This window comes from Orenia sp., from assembly GCF_055140805.1.
In genome coordinates this window covers 1-16,165 of the sequence record NZ_JBSQYM010000062.1, presented here as the reverse complement: position 1 = coordinate 16,165, position 16,165 = coordinate 1, and the positions used below count along the sequence as shown (strand labels likewise).

12 protein-coding genes are annotated in these 16,165 nt (G+C 34.9%); all 12 read left to right on the top strand.

Going from position 1 to position 16,165, the window contains the following annotated elements; all coding sequences use genetic code 11:
- Positions 1-200: 200 nt before the first annotated feature.
- A complete protein-coding gene (locus ACTCDL_RS07920; RefSeq protein WP_463175622.1) occupies positions 201-332 on the top strand; it encodes a hypothetical protein in 132 nt (43 codons plus the stop codon).
- Positions 333-549: 217 nt separating this feature from the next.
- Positions 550-3,246, top strand: a complete 2,697-nt coding sequence (mutS, locus tag ACTCDL_RS07915) for a DNA mismatch repair protein MutS (RefSeq protein WP_463175621.1) — start codon at positions 550-552, stop codon at positions 3,244-3,246.
- A 148-nt stretch (positions 3,247-3,394) separates the two neighbouring features.
- On the top strand, positions 3,395-5,338 hold the full coding sequence (gene mutL, locus ACTCDL_RS07910; protein WP_463175620.1) for a DNA mismatch repair endonuclease MutL: 1,944 nt from the start codon (positions 3,395-3,397) through the stop codon (positions 5,336-5,338).
- Positions 5,339-5,520: 182 nt separating this feature from the next.
- Positions 5,521-6,459: a tRNA (adenosine(37)-N6)-dimethylallyltransferase MiaA gene (gene miaA / locus ACTCDL_RS07905; RefSeq protein WP_463175619.1), complete on the top strand. Its 939-nt coding sequence runs from the start codon at positions 5,521-5,523 to the stop codon at positions 6,457-6,459.
- A 48-nt stretch (positions 6,460-6,507) separates the two neighbouring features.
- Complete coding sequence (locus ACTCDL_RS07900) at positions 6,508-6,810, top strand: hypothetical protein (RefSeq protein WP_463175618.1); 303 nt, start codon at positions 6,508-6,510, stop codon at positions 6,808-6,810.
- Positions 6,811-7,177: 367 nt separating this feature from the next.
- Positions 7,178-8,125 (top strand): AAA family ATPase, encoded by a 948-nt coding sequence (locus tag ACTCDL_RS07895; RefSeq protein ID WP_463175617.1) that lies wholly within the window; start codon positions 7,178-7,180, stop codon positions 8,123-8,125.
- Between the two features lie 103 nt (positions 8,126-8,228).
- On the top strand, positions 8,229-8,828 hold the full coding sequence (locus ACTCDL_RS07890) for a GTPase (RefSeq protein WP_463175616.1): 600 nt from the start codon (positions 8,229-8,231) through the stop codon (positions 8,826-8,828).
- 9 nt (positions 8,829-8,837) lie between these two features.
- A complete protein-coding gene (locus tag ACTCDL_RS07885) occupies positions 8,838-9,389 on the top strand; it encodes a hypothetical protein (protein WP_463175615.1) in 552 nt (183 codons plus the stop codon).
- Positions 9,390-9,464: 75 nt separating this feature from the next.
- A complete protein-coding gene (locus ACTCDL_RS07880; RefSeq protein WP_463175614.1) occupies positions 9,465-9,662 on the top strand; it encodes a hypothetical protein in 198 nt (65 codons plus the stop codon).
- A 115-nt stretch (positions 9,663-9,777) separates the two neighbouring features.
- Complete coding sequence (gene hfq / locus ACTCDL_RS07875) at positions 9,778-10,008, top strand: RNA chaperone Hfq (protein ID WP_463175613.1); 231 nt, start codon at positions 9,778-9,780, stop codon at positions 10,006-10,008.
- A gap of 916 nt (positions 10,009-10,924) precedes the next feature.
- On the top strand, positions 10,925-11,617 hold the full coding sequence (locus ACTCDL_RS07870; RefSeq protein ID WP_463175611.1) for an outer membrane protein assembly factor BamB family protein: 693 nt from the start codon (positions 10,925-10,927) through the stop codon (positions 11,615-11,617).
- A 949-nt stretch (positions 11,618-12,566) separates the two neighbouring features.
- Positions 12,567-16,165, top strand: a 3,599-nt coding sequence (locus ACTCDL_RS07865; protein ID WP_463175610.1) for a DNRLRE domain-containing protein, incomplete at its 3' end; no start/stop codon positions are given.

Below are 16,165 nucleotides of genomic sequence, written 5' to 3'. Positions count from 1 at the left end.
CAATTAGCTATGGGTTTTAACCCGTAGCTTCTGTAGGACTCATAATATCGCCACAGGTTAAAACACTGTGGCTAATGATTCTTTTTCGCCGTATATATACCTAGATAAAAGTTGAAAATATTCTCGATAATAGGAATTTTAAGAGCTGAATTAGAGTAAACTTATTAATAAAGGGATTATTAAAAGGAGTGAATCGACTCATGACCCATTGTAAAGAGTGTGGAGATGAACTGATTAATGTTTACTTTGGTGATGATGGTCGCTCAAAAGATGTACAACATAAGAGATGCATAAATTGTAATGATGTAATTGTAACTAAAGAGGAGAGCTAAAAAGTAGCCAAATTGGCTACTTTTTTCAGTCTATATAAATTGGATTAATGTTTTTCTTAAATAATTCTTTTATCCTGTGCTTAATCTTATACTTAGTCTCAGACTGAAGGAGGCAGTGTCCTTTATTATAAGGTATCTTTATGTTATAATAATAATTTGTAGATAGATTAAGACACTAACTTTAATAATATAGAAAAAGCTTTAGGAGGTATTATATATGGCTAAAGTAACGCCAATGATGCAACAATATCTTTCTATCAAAAGGGAGTATCAAGGTACAATTCTCTTCTTTAGATTAGGAGATTTCTATGAGATGTTCAATGATGATGCCAAGACTGTAGCTAGGGAGCTAGAGTTAACCTTAACTGCTAGAAACAAAGGTAAGGGAGATGAGGTACCAATGGCTGGGGTTCCTTATCATTCGGCAGAGTCTTATATTGCCAAATTGATCGATAAAGGCTACCGAGTGGCAATCTGTGAGCAGGTTGAGGATGCCAGCCAAGCCAGTGGTTTAGTAAAGAGGGAAGTAGTCAGAGTGATTACTCCAGGAACGGTAGTCAATAATAATATTTTGGAGGAGAAGAACAATAACTATTTAGCGGCTATTGTTGGCTCTGATCAAGGCTATGGATTCTCCTTAGTAGATGTCTCTACAGGGGAGTTTGCAGTAACCCAATTAGATGGAGCAGAGGCTGCTAATAAGGTAATTGATGAGTTATCAAGGATCAATCCTGCTGAGGTCTTAGTGGATGATAAAGTTCAATCTTCTACTGAGATTATGAGCTTTATGAAAAGTCAAATCAACCCTATTACTACAAATATTAAGGAAAGCTTCAGTTATGGCAGGGCTTATGAATTATTAACAGACCATTTTGAGACAATTACTTTAGAGGGGTTTGGCTGTGAAGATCTACCTATAGCTATTAAGGCAGCAGGAGCAGTTTTAGATTTTTTAATTGAAACTCAAAAGAGGAGTTTAAAGCATATTAATCAACTCTCTACATATTCTACTATAGATTATATGGTCTTAGATGCCAATACGCGTCGTAATCTAGAGTTGGTTAAGACTATGCGTGATAAGAGTAAGAAGGGAAGCTTATTATGGGTGATCGATCAGACAGTAACTTCAATGGGAGGACGTCGATTACGCCGGTGGATTGAACAACCACTACTTGATGTTAAGGAGATTAATCACCGTTTAGATGGTGTTGAAGAGATTAGTAAGAATATATTATTAAAAGAAGAGTTAAGGGATTTATTAAATCAGGTCTATGATATTGAGCGGTTGATGGGTAAGGTGATTTATGGTTCTGCCAATGCCAGAGATTTAATTGCTTTAAAGAGCTCTTTGGAGATATTACCTGAGGTTAAGTGTTCATTATCAGAATTTGAAAGTAGCATGCTAGAGAAATTACAGCAAGATTTAGATAAATTAGCAGATGTAACAGAGTTGATTGCAAGCTCTATTCAGGATGAACCTCCCACAACTATTACCGATGGAGGAATCATCAAAGAGGGTTATGATCAACAGCTAGATGAATACTTAGATGCCAAGAAGAATGGGAAAAATTGGATTATTCAACTCCAACAACGGGAACGACAAAGGACAAAAATTAACTCCTTGAAAGTAGGTCACAACAAGGTACATGGCTATTATATCGAGGTAACTAAGGCCAATTTAGATGCAGTTCCTGAGGATTATGTCAGAAAACAGACCTTAAGTAATAGTGAGCGCTATATTACCCCTGAACTTAAAGAGAAAGAATCGATTATCTTGGGGGCAGAAGAGAAGAGTATGGAGTTAGAGTATCAGCTATTTATTCATATTAGAGATAGAATTGCTGCTGAGACTGACCGGATTCAGCAGTCGGCTAATATCTTAGCTCAATTAGATGCTTTAATCTCCTTGGCTGAAGTCGCTTTAAATAATGATTATATCAGACCCAAGGTCAATCAAGGTGAGATAATAGATATTAAGTCAGGTCGCCATCCAGTGGTAGAGGCGATGCTTGATACAGAGGTCTTTGTCCCCAATGATACTTATTTAGACCAGGATGATGAACGCTTTTCAATCATTACTGGGCCGAATATGTCAGGAAAGTCTACTTATATGCGCCAAGTTGCTTTGATTACTCTATTAGCTCAGATGGGAAGCTTTGTCCCAGCAGAATCTGCTGAGATTGGAATTGTTGATAGAATCTTTACTAGAGTTGGAGCTTCTGATGATCTGACTACAGGACAGAGTACCTTTATGGTAGAGATGAATGAGGTAGCCAATATCTTAAATAATGCTACTAACAAGAGTCTAATTATCTTAGATGAGGTTGGCCGTGGGACAAGTACTTATGATGGTTTGAGTATTGCTTGGGCGGTAATTGAGTATATCAGTGATACTGAGAAGATCGGGGCTAAAAGCCTCTTTGCTACCCATTATCATGAATTAACAGAGTTAGAGGATAGGTTGGCAGGAATCAAGAACTATAATGTAGCAGTACAAGAAGAGGGGGAGGATGTAGTCTTTTTGCGTAAAATCATTCCAGGTGGAGCAGATCAGAGCTATGGAATCGAAGTAGCCAAGAGAGCAGGCATTCCTAATTTAGTAATCGATCGTTCTAAGGAGATTTTGGCTCAACTTGAGGAGCAAGAAGAGAAGACTATCGAGGTAACTACTAAGGATAAAAATAATAAAGAAGAAATAACAAAGAATAAAGAAGATTTAAGAACGGAACAGATTGAAGCAGATAATGTAAAAGAGAGTCCAGCTAATCCTGCTCAAATGGCTTTATTTAATACTCAGCAGAGTGAAGTTTTAGAGATGCTTAGCAACTTAGATATAATGTCCTTAAATCCCCTAGAAGCAATGAATCAATTATACCAATTACAGCAGAAGGCCAAAGAAGAACTGAAGGGATAGTGTATAGTTAACAGTGTATAGTGTATAGTTGAAAGAGAAGTAAAAAACCAAAAATTAAAAGTAATTAATTACTTTTAATTCCTTGAACTTAACTGTCAACTATTCTCTATCAACTATCAACTATCAACTAGTATATGGGGGTGATATAATGGGAAAGATTAGAGTCTTAGCAGAAGATGTGGCAAATAAGATAGCTGCAGGTGAGGTGATTGAACGACCAGCTTCAGTAGTTAAGGAGTTGGTGGAGAACTCAATAGATGCAGGGGCTAGCAAGATTGAAGTCAAGGTAAAAAATGGTGGTAAAGATTGGATTCAAGTCATCGATAATGGGGAAGGAATGAGCCCTGATGATGCCAAATTGGCCTTTGAACGCCATGCTACTAGTAAGGTTGAACGTGCTAATGACCTTTTTGCTTTAAGGACTTTAGGTTTTAGGGGAGAAGCTTTACCTAGTATTGCCTCGATATCTAGATTGAGCTTGACTACTAGAACTGAAGAGAGTCTCAGTGGGATTAAGCTAAGGCTAGTAGGAGGAGAGCTAGAGAAAAAGGAGAGCTGTGGTGCTCCCATTGGAAGCAATATCATCATTAAAGATCTCTTCTTTAATACTCCAGTCAGGTACAAATATCTAAAGCAGACTTCTACAGAGATCGGTCATATCAGTGATATTGTCAATAGATTAGCCCTATCTTATCCTGAGATTGCCTTCTATTTAGAGCATAATGGCCGGAAGATTTTGGAGACTACAGGAAATAATAATTTATTGGATGTCATCTTTAGCATTTATGGTCGCCAAGTAGCCAAAGAGATGGTCAAGGTTGATTATTCAGATAATTATATGGAGCTTAAAGGTTATATCTCTAAACCTACAGTGACCCGTTCTTCTCGCAAGCATCAATCTTATTTTGTTAATGGTCGTTATGTCAAAAGTAACTTGATGAGTAAGGCAGTACAGGAGGCTTATCATACTTTATTGACAGTACATCGCCAACCGATTGTAGTTTTAAGCTTAAAGCTTAATCCTATCTTAGTTGATGTAAATGTTCATCCTACTAAGCTAGAGGCGAAGTTTAGTCGTTCAGAGATGGTCTATGGATTGGTTAAAGAAGGGGTTAGTAGAGCAATTAAATCTAGTGATCTAGTTCCTAAGTTGAAATTAGATAATAAAGCAGAAAAGAGTAGAGATAACTATACCCAAAATGAATTGGTTTTAGCTGTCGATAAGAAGTACAGATCTAAAAAGGAAGAAGGCAAAGCTTCTCAAACGAAGTCTAAAGTAGAGCAGAAAAATTTCAATCATCAAGCTAAGTATCCGCACAAGCATAAGGAGAGCAAAGAGCTTAGAGCTAAAAAAATAGAGAAGTTATTGCAGGTAGATGAAGATAAATTAGCTTCATCTAAGATAGAGCCTATAAAAGAGACTGGGATAGAGGATACTATTAAGGAGACTGCTCAAGAATATAAACAAGATGATAATAGTCTAAATCAAGAGAAAGAAGTAGATTATAAAAAGGTTGAACTGAATTTAATTCCTATCGGTCAGATTCATCAGACCTATATTGTTGCTCAAGGATTAGATGGGATGCATATTATCGATCAGCATGCAGCCCATGAGCGGGTTCGTTATGAGGAGTTGATGGCAGGGTTTAAGTCTGGTAAAATCAAGACTCAAGAACTATTGATTCCTCTAAATTTAGATTTGACCTATCAAGAGGTAGAGGTATTGAATGAAAATAAAGAGAAGATAGAGCAGCTAGGCTTTAGCTTAGAAAGCTTTGGAGGAAGTAGTTATATTGTCCGTGGTGTACCTATAGGACTTTATAATTTAAATGATGAAGAGTTAATCCGAGATTGTATAGATAAAATATTAGAAGAAGATGAGCTAGGAGAAGCCTATGAATTAGTAGAAGATATTCTAATTATGATCTCCTGTAAGACAGCAATCAAAGCTGGTGATAAGCTATCGATTCAGGAGATGAATAGATTGATTGATGATATGGAACGTTATGGGGTGACCAATTGCCCCCATGGTCGTCCAGTAATGATGCAATTATCGAAAAAAGAGTTAGAAAAGGAGTTTAAAAGAACCTAGTTGACAGCGTACAGGTTACAGTTGAAAATAAAAATCAATTAATTTAAACATAAATTTAAGTAAAAATCACCATAAAAGAATGACCTTTAGCCATTTTTTTATAAGTAAAAGTTTTAATAATCTTGAACTTAACCGTTCACTGTACACTGTTAACTGTCAACTTATTAAAGGGGAGTGATATTGTGCGAGAACCTATAGTAGCTATTGTAGGACCTACTGCTGTAGGCAAGACTAGATTGTCATTGACTTTAGCCCAAGAGTTGCAAGGTGAGATTATCTCAGCAGATTCTATGCAGGTCTATAAGAAGATGGATATCGGTACTGCTAAAGCATCAAAGCAAGAGCAGAAGTTAGTGCCTCACCATCTTATAGATATTATCAAGCCTGATCAAGAGTTTAGTGTTGCGGATTTTCAAGAAAGAGTCGATGAGTTGATTCCTAAGATTTATGGACGGGGTAAGCTTCCGATGTTGGTAGGTGGAACTGGGTTATATGTACAAGCGGTAATTGAAGGTTTTATTTTTCCAGAGATGGAGCCAGATTGGCAGTTAAGAGAAAGATTGACTGCAGAAGCTGAAAAGAAAGGAACAGAGGTAGTCCACGATAAGTTAAAAAAGATAGATCCTAAGCTTGCTGATAAGTTACATCCTAATGATTTAAGAAGAGTAATCAGAGGGATTGAAGTCTATCAACAGACTGGTCAGACTAGCACTTACTTTCAACAGAAGGCTGAAGATGCACCTCCTCGCTATCAAGCTGTGAAGATTGGTTTGAGACGAGAGCGGGATAGCCTATATCAGAGAATAAATCAGCGGGTCGATTTGATGATAAAAGAAGGATTAGTTGATGAGGTTAGAGAATTATATAAAGAAGGTTATGACCGAGATCTAATTTCAATGCAAGGTTTGGGATATAAAGAGCTTATAGCTTACTTTGAAGGTGAATATGATTTAGAAGAAGCGATTAGACTAATAAAAAGGGATACCCGTCATTTTGCTAAACGCCAATTTACTTGGTTTAAGCGTGATAAAAGTATTCACTGGTTTGATGTTGATCAATATGATTTTGATGATTTACTCACAGATGCTAAAGGATTAATTGAGTCTAAAATTGAGCTTTAAAGTAGATATTTGAACTTAAACTCAGATTTTTGGGGGGATAACTTCTCAATGAAGTATAATAAAGAGGTCAGCAAGCTAATAGTTAAAATGAAAGAAAAACAGGAAAATCAGCAGGATGATATTTTAGTTACAAGTAATGAAGAATTACGAGGATTGAAGTGTCCTGTCTGTGAATGTGATATTGATGAGCATGAGAGCTATGTTTATTGCTCAGTGATAGGTGCTTATATTTGTGATGTCTGTTGTCGTTATGAACTGTGTAATGACTATAAGTTAGCCAATAAAGCTTTAGGTAAAGAGGTATTTAAAGATAATAATGAGATGATAATGCTTTGTCAATGTTGTGAGTAAAAAGAGGGCGATTGCCCTCTTTTTTTATTTAGGGATGATTTTTCTATTGATCTGAGTAGATATTAATAGTTAATGGGATGACAGTTTAGGTGTTAGGCGGGTAGGTGGTTTGATGGGCGGGTTAAACCTAACTACCTACTCCCTAACCACCTAATTACTAAAGCGAAAGTGTCAGTTTTATCTATAAATTAATATACTTTTTATATGATTTTATTATAAATATTCTATTTATTTCTTTACTGGTTACTGATCACTCGTAATTAGTTACTGATTTTAAGTAACTAATTATTCAATCTAGAGTTAATCGGTAATTATACAATAGTTAGAATCATATAGTATATAATAGAAACTATTTGGGGGGATTGAGATGCCCTTAAATAATAGTTCCAAAAAAAGGGAGATATTGCGAAGGTTAGAGTTAGGAGATATTTCGATTATCAAGGCCTTTGAATTATTAAAAGAAGAAGAGGTCGCTAAAAGTGATAAGAAGGTAGAGAAGAATCCTATAGAGGAGATAGTCAAAGAGCTAGATACTATGATTGGACTTAATAATATCAAGGATTTAGTAAAACAACTTAGAGCCTTTGTAACTATTCAAAAAAAGAGAGAGAAGCAACAATTAAAGGTTGATTCTTTGGTGATGCATATGATCTTTAAAGGAAACCCTGGGACAGGAAAGACAACAGTAGCTAGAATTTTAGCTAGATTATTTAAAGAGTTAGGGCTTTTAGATAAAGGGCATTTAAAGGAAGTAGAACGGGCTGATTTAGTAGGAGAGTATATTGGGCATACAGCCCAGAAGACTAGAAAGATGGTGGAGTCAGCTTTAGGTGGAATTTTGTTCATTGATGAGGCTTATTCTCTAGCAAGAGGAGGCAATCGTGATTTTGGAAAAGAGGCAATAGATACCTTAGTTAAAGCAATGGAGGATAAGCGGGATAATTTGATTGTGATTTTGGCAGGATATCCCAAAGAGATGGATTATTTCTTGCAAAGTAACCCAGGGTTGAACTCTCGATTTCCTATTCAAATAGACTTTGAAGATTATAATTTGGAAGAGTTGATTGACATAGGTAGATTAATGGTCAAAGAGCGTGAATATATCTTCTCTAAAGGTGCTGAAGCTAAGTTGTATAGTATTTTAGGTAAACTAAGACAGAGCTCAGGTGCAGAAGAAGGAAATGCCCGTACAGTTCGTAATTTAATTGAAGAGTCGATTAGAAACCAAGCAATTAGACTTGTCACTAAAGAGAAGATTACTAAAAAAGAGTTGATGACAATTACTAGAGAAGACTTAAAAGCAGTTGACGGTTAACAGTTGACAGTTAAGGTCAAAACTTTTTAAAATTTGATATTTTAAATCTTTTAACTGTCAACTATACACTCTCAACTGTACACTCAACTTTAGAGGTGAGATTATGACATCAGCTATAATAGTGGGTCAACCAAATGTAGGTAAGACATCCTTTTTAATTAATTTTGCTTATTATTTAGGTGTAAAAGAGTTGAAATTTTTAATTAAGCAACCTGCGGGATTTGTATCAACACGAACCTATCAGATAGAACAAGCCTATAATCAATTAACTTCTAATGAACCTCATAAGACCAATAGTATTCAGAGTATACAGCTTAAACTACCTGTAGGTAAGCAAGATAGACCTATTAGGCTAGTAGATAGTTGTGGCTTAGTTGATGAGATACATCAGCAAGAATATATTAGAAGATCGATGGCAGAGACCTTAGAGGAGTTGATGGTCAGCGAGATAGTTCTTCATATCATTGATTTAAGCCAACTAGCTTCCCCGCAGGGATTAAGAAGAATTGATCAAGAGATTTATAATTTTTTAAGAGATAGAGCAGGGTATAAGATTTTGGCAAATAAATTGGATTTGGATAGAAATCAAGAGAAGTTAAGTAAGTTAAAGCAGTTTGTAGATAAGAGGTTAGTGGTACCTATTTCTGCAATTTATCAGGAGGGATTTGATCAGATTAAGGTCTTCTTATTAGATAATGTTTAGGAGGATATGATGGAGACAGTTAATGATATTACCGTTATTTTCTTAACAGGTCTAGTGATTAAATTGATGGATGATTATTTAGATCAAGAGATTGATAGAATGAATGGAAGACAGACCTTAGCGATGAGATTAGATAGAGGGACTCTACCTTATGCTTTGATTCTATTGACCTTTGCTGTATTGATAGATTATCAATTGACGATATCCTTATTTTGGTCAAGTTATATTGTAGGAATGGGGATGGATACCAATAGATTACCAACAGGTTTGAAAAGCTACCAAGAGGTTATGATTATGTTGATTTTTGGTTTTTTAGTCTTGGATTATAATCTTTTTCTATTCTCTATCTCGATTATTACCTTTATTCAATTAAGTGATGACTATATAGATTATTATTTAGAAGAGTATATCAGCCGTGATAACTTTATTAATTACTTAGGTAAGGTAGGAACCATCTTACTGGCTACAATTGCTTTAGTTATTGCATTGGCTATAGATTGGCAGATGTCTGTTTTGGTAGTCTTAATTGCTAATATTGTGGTCTGGATACTCCATAGGTGAGATTGAAGAGTTCTAGGAATTTAACTGTAAACTATAAACTATAAACTGTAAACTCATATACTGGGGGTGTAGTTTTTGGAGTTTAAATATATCCTCTTAGTAGTATTAATTTCATTAACTATAGGCTATTTTTGGGGAAGATATGTTGGTTATAAGGAAGGGCTAAAAGAGGGAAGAAACTTAACCCCACTCATATTGAGAAAAGAGAGTTTAGAAGAGGGAGTATGTGTATTATGTAATGAAAAATTTGAATTAGATGTAAAGGATTCTTAGTTAGGGAATAATATCAAGGATTTATATCAAATAGAGGAAAAAATAATTTGATAGAGAATAGTATGATTATGAATTGGGGCTGAATTTTTATCTTAGATAAGAGGAGGAAATATTAATGAAAAACCAGATTAATTTGCAGGATACTTTCTTAAATGAAGTGAGAAAAGAGAAGACCAAAGTAACTATCTTCTTAATCAATGGTGTGCGTTTGACAGGCTTGGTGGAGGGCTTTGATAATTTTACTATTATTTTAAGAGCTGATGGCAAACAGGAGATGGTTTACAAACATGCTATTTCGACTATAGTCCCAGAAAAAGAGGTTAAGAGTCTATTTAAAAGTGAGTAAGGTTTGCTTTACTATAGAAATTTGAGGTTGATGGCTGTTTAGCTGTTGGCCTTTTTTCTTTTTTTGATGTTTTATATAGGTTTTATCCAATGTTTCTGGGCGTCTTTGATGAAAAAATATTTTATAATCACTAAATTATATTTGTTTAAAATATAGTTTACTTTTAAGGGTAGACGCCTTATGGGCGCCCTTACTTTTGCACCCCAAGAGTACTTCCTCGGAAAAAGACCACTCCTCAGGGCGACATTGCCCCAAAAGTAAGCAAACCTACGAGTTTTTATAAAACCAAAAACTCTTCGTGGCAAGTTCAGCCCATTCTAGAAAAAAATAAACTCCCTCCGGTCAGACAATATTTTTTTCGCCATTTGGGTGTTTTGGTAGGCAAAACGCTAATATTTGCTTAGTGAGATTTAGTATATTATGAGTTATTGAGTTTTTATTGTAGCTTTAAATCAGAAGTAGAGACCGTTTACTTTGTCTATGAGAGTGTTTGATATGGTATTTAAAATCATATTTGCAAATAAATTAAATTTTTAGAAGTTACATTCTAAATAATCTGTGATTAATCAAATAACTTTACAATAATATACAACAAATTTACTAGGTTTATTTTCCAATATGTCGCTTTATCCCATATATAAAGTATGTGTACGCAGGGACATCTGATTTAAAACCACCGACTTTAATTCCACCTGCTTCTAGTTGGTGATCTTTTAGTTAAGTCCTTTGGTTTATTGGTTTAATTAACCATAGATAGATAAAGTTAATCAAACTATACCAATTAATGTTACAAAATAATGAAAAAAATAAAAAAATTAAAATTTTTGTTGATATAAAGAAGGATTTTAGGATTGAATCGAGAAATTAATGACCAGCTAGTCAGTTTATACAATTAAAAGAAGGGTAGGGAATTTGAGTGTTTAATAAGAGAATGTTTATGATTATGTTGATATTGGTCTTTATGTCAGTTTCTAATGTAATGGCAGAGGTTGGAGATATAGTACAAGATGGTGGAGCCATTTATTCTGTAGCTAGAGATGGTGAGCTGAATTGGAGTTATACTTATAGTAAGTATAATCAAGCTAAGAAGATAGCAGCAGATACTACTCCAGCTATAGTTGATAATATGATCTACTTTACTGATAATAAGTACTTCTTATATGCAATTGATACAACTGGTGATTTGAAGTGGCAATTTGCTATCTTCAAGAATGCTAAGCTGACTTCACCAGTAGTAGCAAGTGATGGGACTATCTTGGTAGGGACTAGTACAGGTACTGTATATGCTGTGGAAGCAGATAGTCAGTTGAAGTGGGAGTTTGAAGTTCCAGTAGAGGATAATGATGATAGAAGTCTGATTTTAGCTGATGATGAGGATGAAAAATTAGCTTTAACTGATTTAGCAGTAGCTGAAGATGGCACTGTCTACTTTGGTGTAGAGAATGGTTTCTTATATGCGCTAAATAGTGATGGAGAAGAGAAATGGAGTATCAAATTAGCAGGAGATGGAGAATTGAAGGCTCCAGTAGTAGCTAAAGATGGGACTATCGTCATTAGTACAACAACTGGTAAGAGTTATGTAGTAAGAGCAAATGGCAAGGTAAAATAATAATTAAATCTATAAGTGTATCAGACTAGCAGAATAAAAGAAGAAGGGCTTTCAAAAGAGAGCCCTTCTTCTTTGTTTTTTTGAGTAGTTGATAATTAAAAGTCATTTGCTTAATCTCTGTTTAATTTGAATTAATATTAGGTTTAAAATTCGATAATCTCAGTTTAAACTAGGAGTTGCAATTTATATATACTACAGAAGATAGAAACTTTCATAGGATAATTAAGAAATTATTTTAAATTATTCCTCCAAAATTGTAATATTTTATACTTTGATACATAGGGTTAAATATAAGCTTTATTGAGAGTCATTACTAATAAAAGGAGGATATTTTTATAATGAAGAGTAAGTTTAATAAGAAAAAATAGTCAAAGCTGATATTGGTGATCTTCCTCGTAAAGCACCTACGGAAAGGGTAGAATTAAAGGGTTTAAGAGACCGCTATTCAACCCGTTATCTAAATCCTGATAGTAGCTTTACTAAAGAGATCTTTTTAGAACCTAGATACTATCAAGATTTAAATAATAATCAGTGGCAAGAGATCGATAATAACTTAAAGGTTGATCCTGAGATTGATGATCAATTCCAAAATACAGCAAATAGTTTTAGGGCAATCTTTAGCAAAGACTTAACTAAAAATTCAGTAGCTAGCTTAGAATTTGAGGATACAAGATTATCCTTAATTCCAATAAGAGCTAAAGGATGTAAAGGAGAGGTTGAGGGCAATAGAATTGATTATAATGAGATTTATTCTGATACTGATATTAGTTATTGTGCTACAGGAGCTGGAATCAAAGAAGAGATCATCTTAAAGGATTATAATACTGAGACTCCAGATACCTTTAGCTTTGAATTAAAGCTAGATGGCTTAGAGGTTCTTGAAGAAGATAATCTAATCTATCTAGTCAATCAACAGCAGGATAAAATCTGGCGTTTTGAAACACCTTATATGGTTGATAGCAAAGGTGAATACTCAAATCAGGTAGAGTTAAATTTGACTGAAAGTAATGGAAGAGTCTATCTTAATATTATAGTAGATGCAGACTTCTTAGCAGATAATAATCGAGTTTATCCAGTTACTATTGATCCTACCATTAATAATTGGAATGTAGTCAAAGATACCTTTGTAACCAGTAGTTTTCCTAATTCTTCATATTCTAGCTTAAGTAATCTTTATACAGGAAATGACCCTTATTACTATGGAGTAATGCGTTCTTTTATCAAATTTGCCCTACCAGCCTTAGCAAGTAGTGCTAAGATTACTAATGCCAGCTTTAGTGCTTACCAAACTCAAGCTGACTCTACTACATCTACAATAGAGCTATATCCCATAACTGAGCCTTGGGTTGAAGATATAACTTGGAATAGTCAGCCCCCAATTGAGTCAGAGCCAGTAGCTACTGAGGTTAATAACTCCTATAATCAATATTGGCAGTGGGATATTACTGAGCTAATGATCGATTGGTATAATGGGGAAGAAGCTAATTATGGTTTTATGTTAAAAGACCAAAATGAGGATAATCCCTTTAGAAGATTTCAAGCTGTCAATAGCGGGAGTTATACCCCTAGAATCACCATTGATTATTGGGTAGATCCTATCGGTTTAGAGAGGTTTTGGGGTTATAGTAAGGATGGGGTCAATCCTGTCAATGGTAATCTAGTTCTTCAGCAACAAGACTTCAAGGTTCCAGGCAGAGGTGCCCCCCTTAACCTAACTAGAACCTATAATAGTCGTAAAACAGCTGTAGCAGGGATGTTTGGTTATGGATGGACTAGTAATTTAGAGACTCAACTAGTTGATGCAGGAGAAGGACCAATTACCTTAATTGATGGTGATAGAACTCGCCATATCTTTGGCCAAAAGGTTGGGGGAGGCTATCAAAGCCCTCCAGGAATCTATTTAGATTTAGAGAAGAATTTAGATGGAACTTATGTTCTAACTCAACAAAGTGATGATACTGATAAAGCCAAGAATAAGACCTATTTTAATAGCCAAGGTAGAATCTCTTCAATTGTTGATAGTGATGGTAATACTACTAGCTTTAACTACCAAGATAATAGACTGATTTCAATTGAAGATCCATCAGGTAGAGTTGCTACCTTCAATTATAATAGTAATGGTCTAGTTACTAGTATAGCTTTACCAGAGAATCATACTATTAGCTATGATTATGATTCAGCCAATAATCTAATGGCAGTAACTGATCCTGCTAATAATACTATTACCTTTGCTTATAACACCATTCATAAGCTAACAGAGATTACTGATCAACGGGATATCACTACAAGTATCAGCTATGATAGTGCCAATATGGTTAGTACTGTCAGCAGACCAATTACTATCAATGGACTTACTCAAACTAGTACCACTACCTATAGCTATGATACATTTAACAATCTGACCACTGTCGTTGATGGAGAAGGGCGTAGAATAGATTATGAATATAATTCTAATGGTAATATAGTTACAATTACTAAAGCACCTCTAGACTCTGAACTGAAAGCTGTGAAGACCTTTGACTATGATAATAATAATAATCTAGTAGAAGAGACTACACCTAAGGGTAATCAAGATAATATTGCTGCTTCCTATGTTTATGCCTATGATGATAATGGAAATCTGACCGACTTACAGCTACCAGAGAATCAGCTAGCCCAATTTGCTTATGATGATAACAATAATCTAATTGCTCGCAGTGACTTTAGAGGTTATGAGGATTACTATCTTTATGATCAGAATAATAATCAGACTGAAGATATCAATAATATTTTAGAAGCAAAAGCAGCTAGATATACCCCAGAAGGCAATCTCTCTTATCATACTAAGGTTGTCTCAGCAGCTGATAACTTAGTTTTAAACCCTAGCTTTGAGCATAATAATGACAGGGATTCTGAACCTCTGTATTGGGACTTTGAGTTTGTTAGAGAGGAAGGAGATAGAGAGAGCCATACAGCAAATCCTGACTGGTCAACTATCTCTAAAACTGGTAGTAGATCAGTAAGAATCTCTAATCCAACCACTTATGTGATCTATCATTCACCTTTACTCTCTTATCCAGAAGGAACTGACTATGCTCTAAGTGGTTATATCAAGACTGAAAATGTTACTAATAATGCTGAAATTAAGCTAGAATACTTTAATAGTCAATTAGAAAAGCAGGGTGAACAGATTGTTTATGCCCTCAATGGAACCCATGATTGGACTAGGATTAGAAGAATTATTCATGCTAATGATATGAATTATAATACTGAATATATTCGAGTTGCAGTAGGGTTAGGAGCAACTGATGGTACTGCTTACTTTGATGGGATTCAATTAGAGTTTGGTAGTGTAGTCAGCTCTTATAACTTCATAGAGAATGCTGGTTATGAATGGGATCTTGATGAGGATGGTATCCCTGATAATTGGACCACTAGTGATAACCTATTATATAATTATGATGGAATCTATACACGAAGCGATGAAGAGGATGACAAGGTCTATTCTGGAGTCAACTCCTTTAGATTGAGAGGAGAGGAAGGCAAAGAGAAGTATATTAAACAGTCCATTGATATAGATGGTGATGAGAATAATAAATTAACCTTGTCAGGTTGGTCTAAGCAGGTAAATGCCAATCCTAATGGTGGATATTATGGACTACAGTTAGCAATTTATTATGATGATGGAGAGGTGGATTGGAGTAATGCCAATGATTTTGATGCTAGTAAAGAAGGGTGGCAACATATTGTAGCTGAGATCACACCTGATAAAGCCTTTAGCCAAGTAGAGGTTTACTTCTATTACTATAACCAGACAGGAACAGCCTGGTTTGATGCGATGAGACTAGAGAAGAATGCTTCAATAACTGCCTATAGCTATGATGAAGGTAAGAATTATTTAAGTAGTATCACTGACCCTTTAGATAATACAATCTTCTATGACTATGATGATTTAGGTAATCTAACTAGCTATACTGATGCTAAAGGAAATAGCACCACTTATAATTATGATTTAAGAAATCTATTGACCGAAGTAGTTGACCCTAACTCAAATCAGACCCTCTATGATTATGATTCAGCTGGAAATTTGGTCACAGTCACCGATGCTAAGAATAATCAAAGCAGTTATAGCTATAATGAATTTAATCTCTTAAGCAGTATTACCAATCCCCTTAATCAGACTATCAGCTTTGAATATGATGAGGTAGGTAATAGAACGGAAACGACCTATCCTACAGGAAATCAGCTATCCTATGCTTATAATCAGCTCAATCGCTTAATTGGAGTTTATTATGATGGTCTGAAACGCTGGGAATTTGCTTATGATCGCAATGCTAATCTCACTACAGTCAGTGATTTAGCTACAAATGATACTCTAAGCTATAGCTATGATCAGAATGATAGGGCAGTCCAACAGCAAGAGGATGCTAATAATATCGTTAAATATGGTTATAATGATAATAATCAAGTGATTGATATAGATATGATGGTAGGTTCTAAACAGACCAATCATAGTTATTCCTATAACTCCTTAAATCAGCTAATTGGAATCTATTATTATTATGGGAA

What these genes read in the sequence shown, in the direction of transcription:
- ACTCDL_RS07920 (WP_463175622.1), top strand. Translation starts at nt 201, where the DNA reads ATGACCCATTGTAAAGAGTGTGGAGATGAACTGATTAATGTTTACTTT.
- mutS (WP_463175621.1), top strand. Translation starts at nt 550, where the DNA reads ATGGCTAAAGTAACGCCAATGATGCAACAATATCTTTCTATCAAAAGG.
- mutL (WP_463175620.1), top strand. Translation starts at nt 3,395, where the DNA reads ATGGGAAAGATTAGAGTCTTAGCAGAAGATGTGGCAAATAAGATAGCT.
- ACTCDL_RS07900 (WP_463175618.1), top strand. Translation starts at nt 6,508, where the DNA reads ATGAAGTATAATAAAGAGGTCAGCAAGCTAATAGTTAAAATGAAAGAA.
- ACTCDL_RS07895 (WP_463175617.1), top strand. Translation starts at nt 7,178, where the DNA reads ATGCCCTTAAATAATAGTTCCAAAAAAAGGGAGATATTGCGAAGGTTA.
- ACTCDL_RS07890 (WP_463175616.1), top strand. Translation starts at nt 8,229, where the DNA reads ATGACATCAGCTATAATAGTGGGTCAACCAAATGTAGGTAAGACATCC.
- ACTCDL_RS07885 (WP_463175615.1), top strand. Translation starts at nt 8,838, where the DNA reads ATGGAGACAGTTAATGATATTACCGTTATTTTCTTAACAGGTCTAGTG.
- hfq (WP_463175613.1), top strand. Translation starts at nt 9,778, where the DNA reads ATGAAAAACCAGATTAATTTGCAGGATACTTTCTTAAATGAAGTGAGA.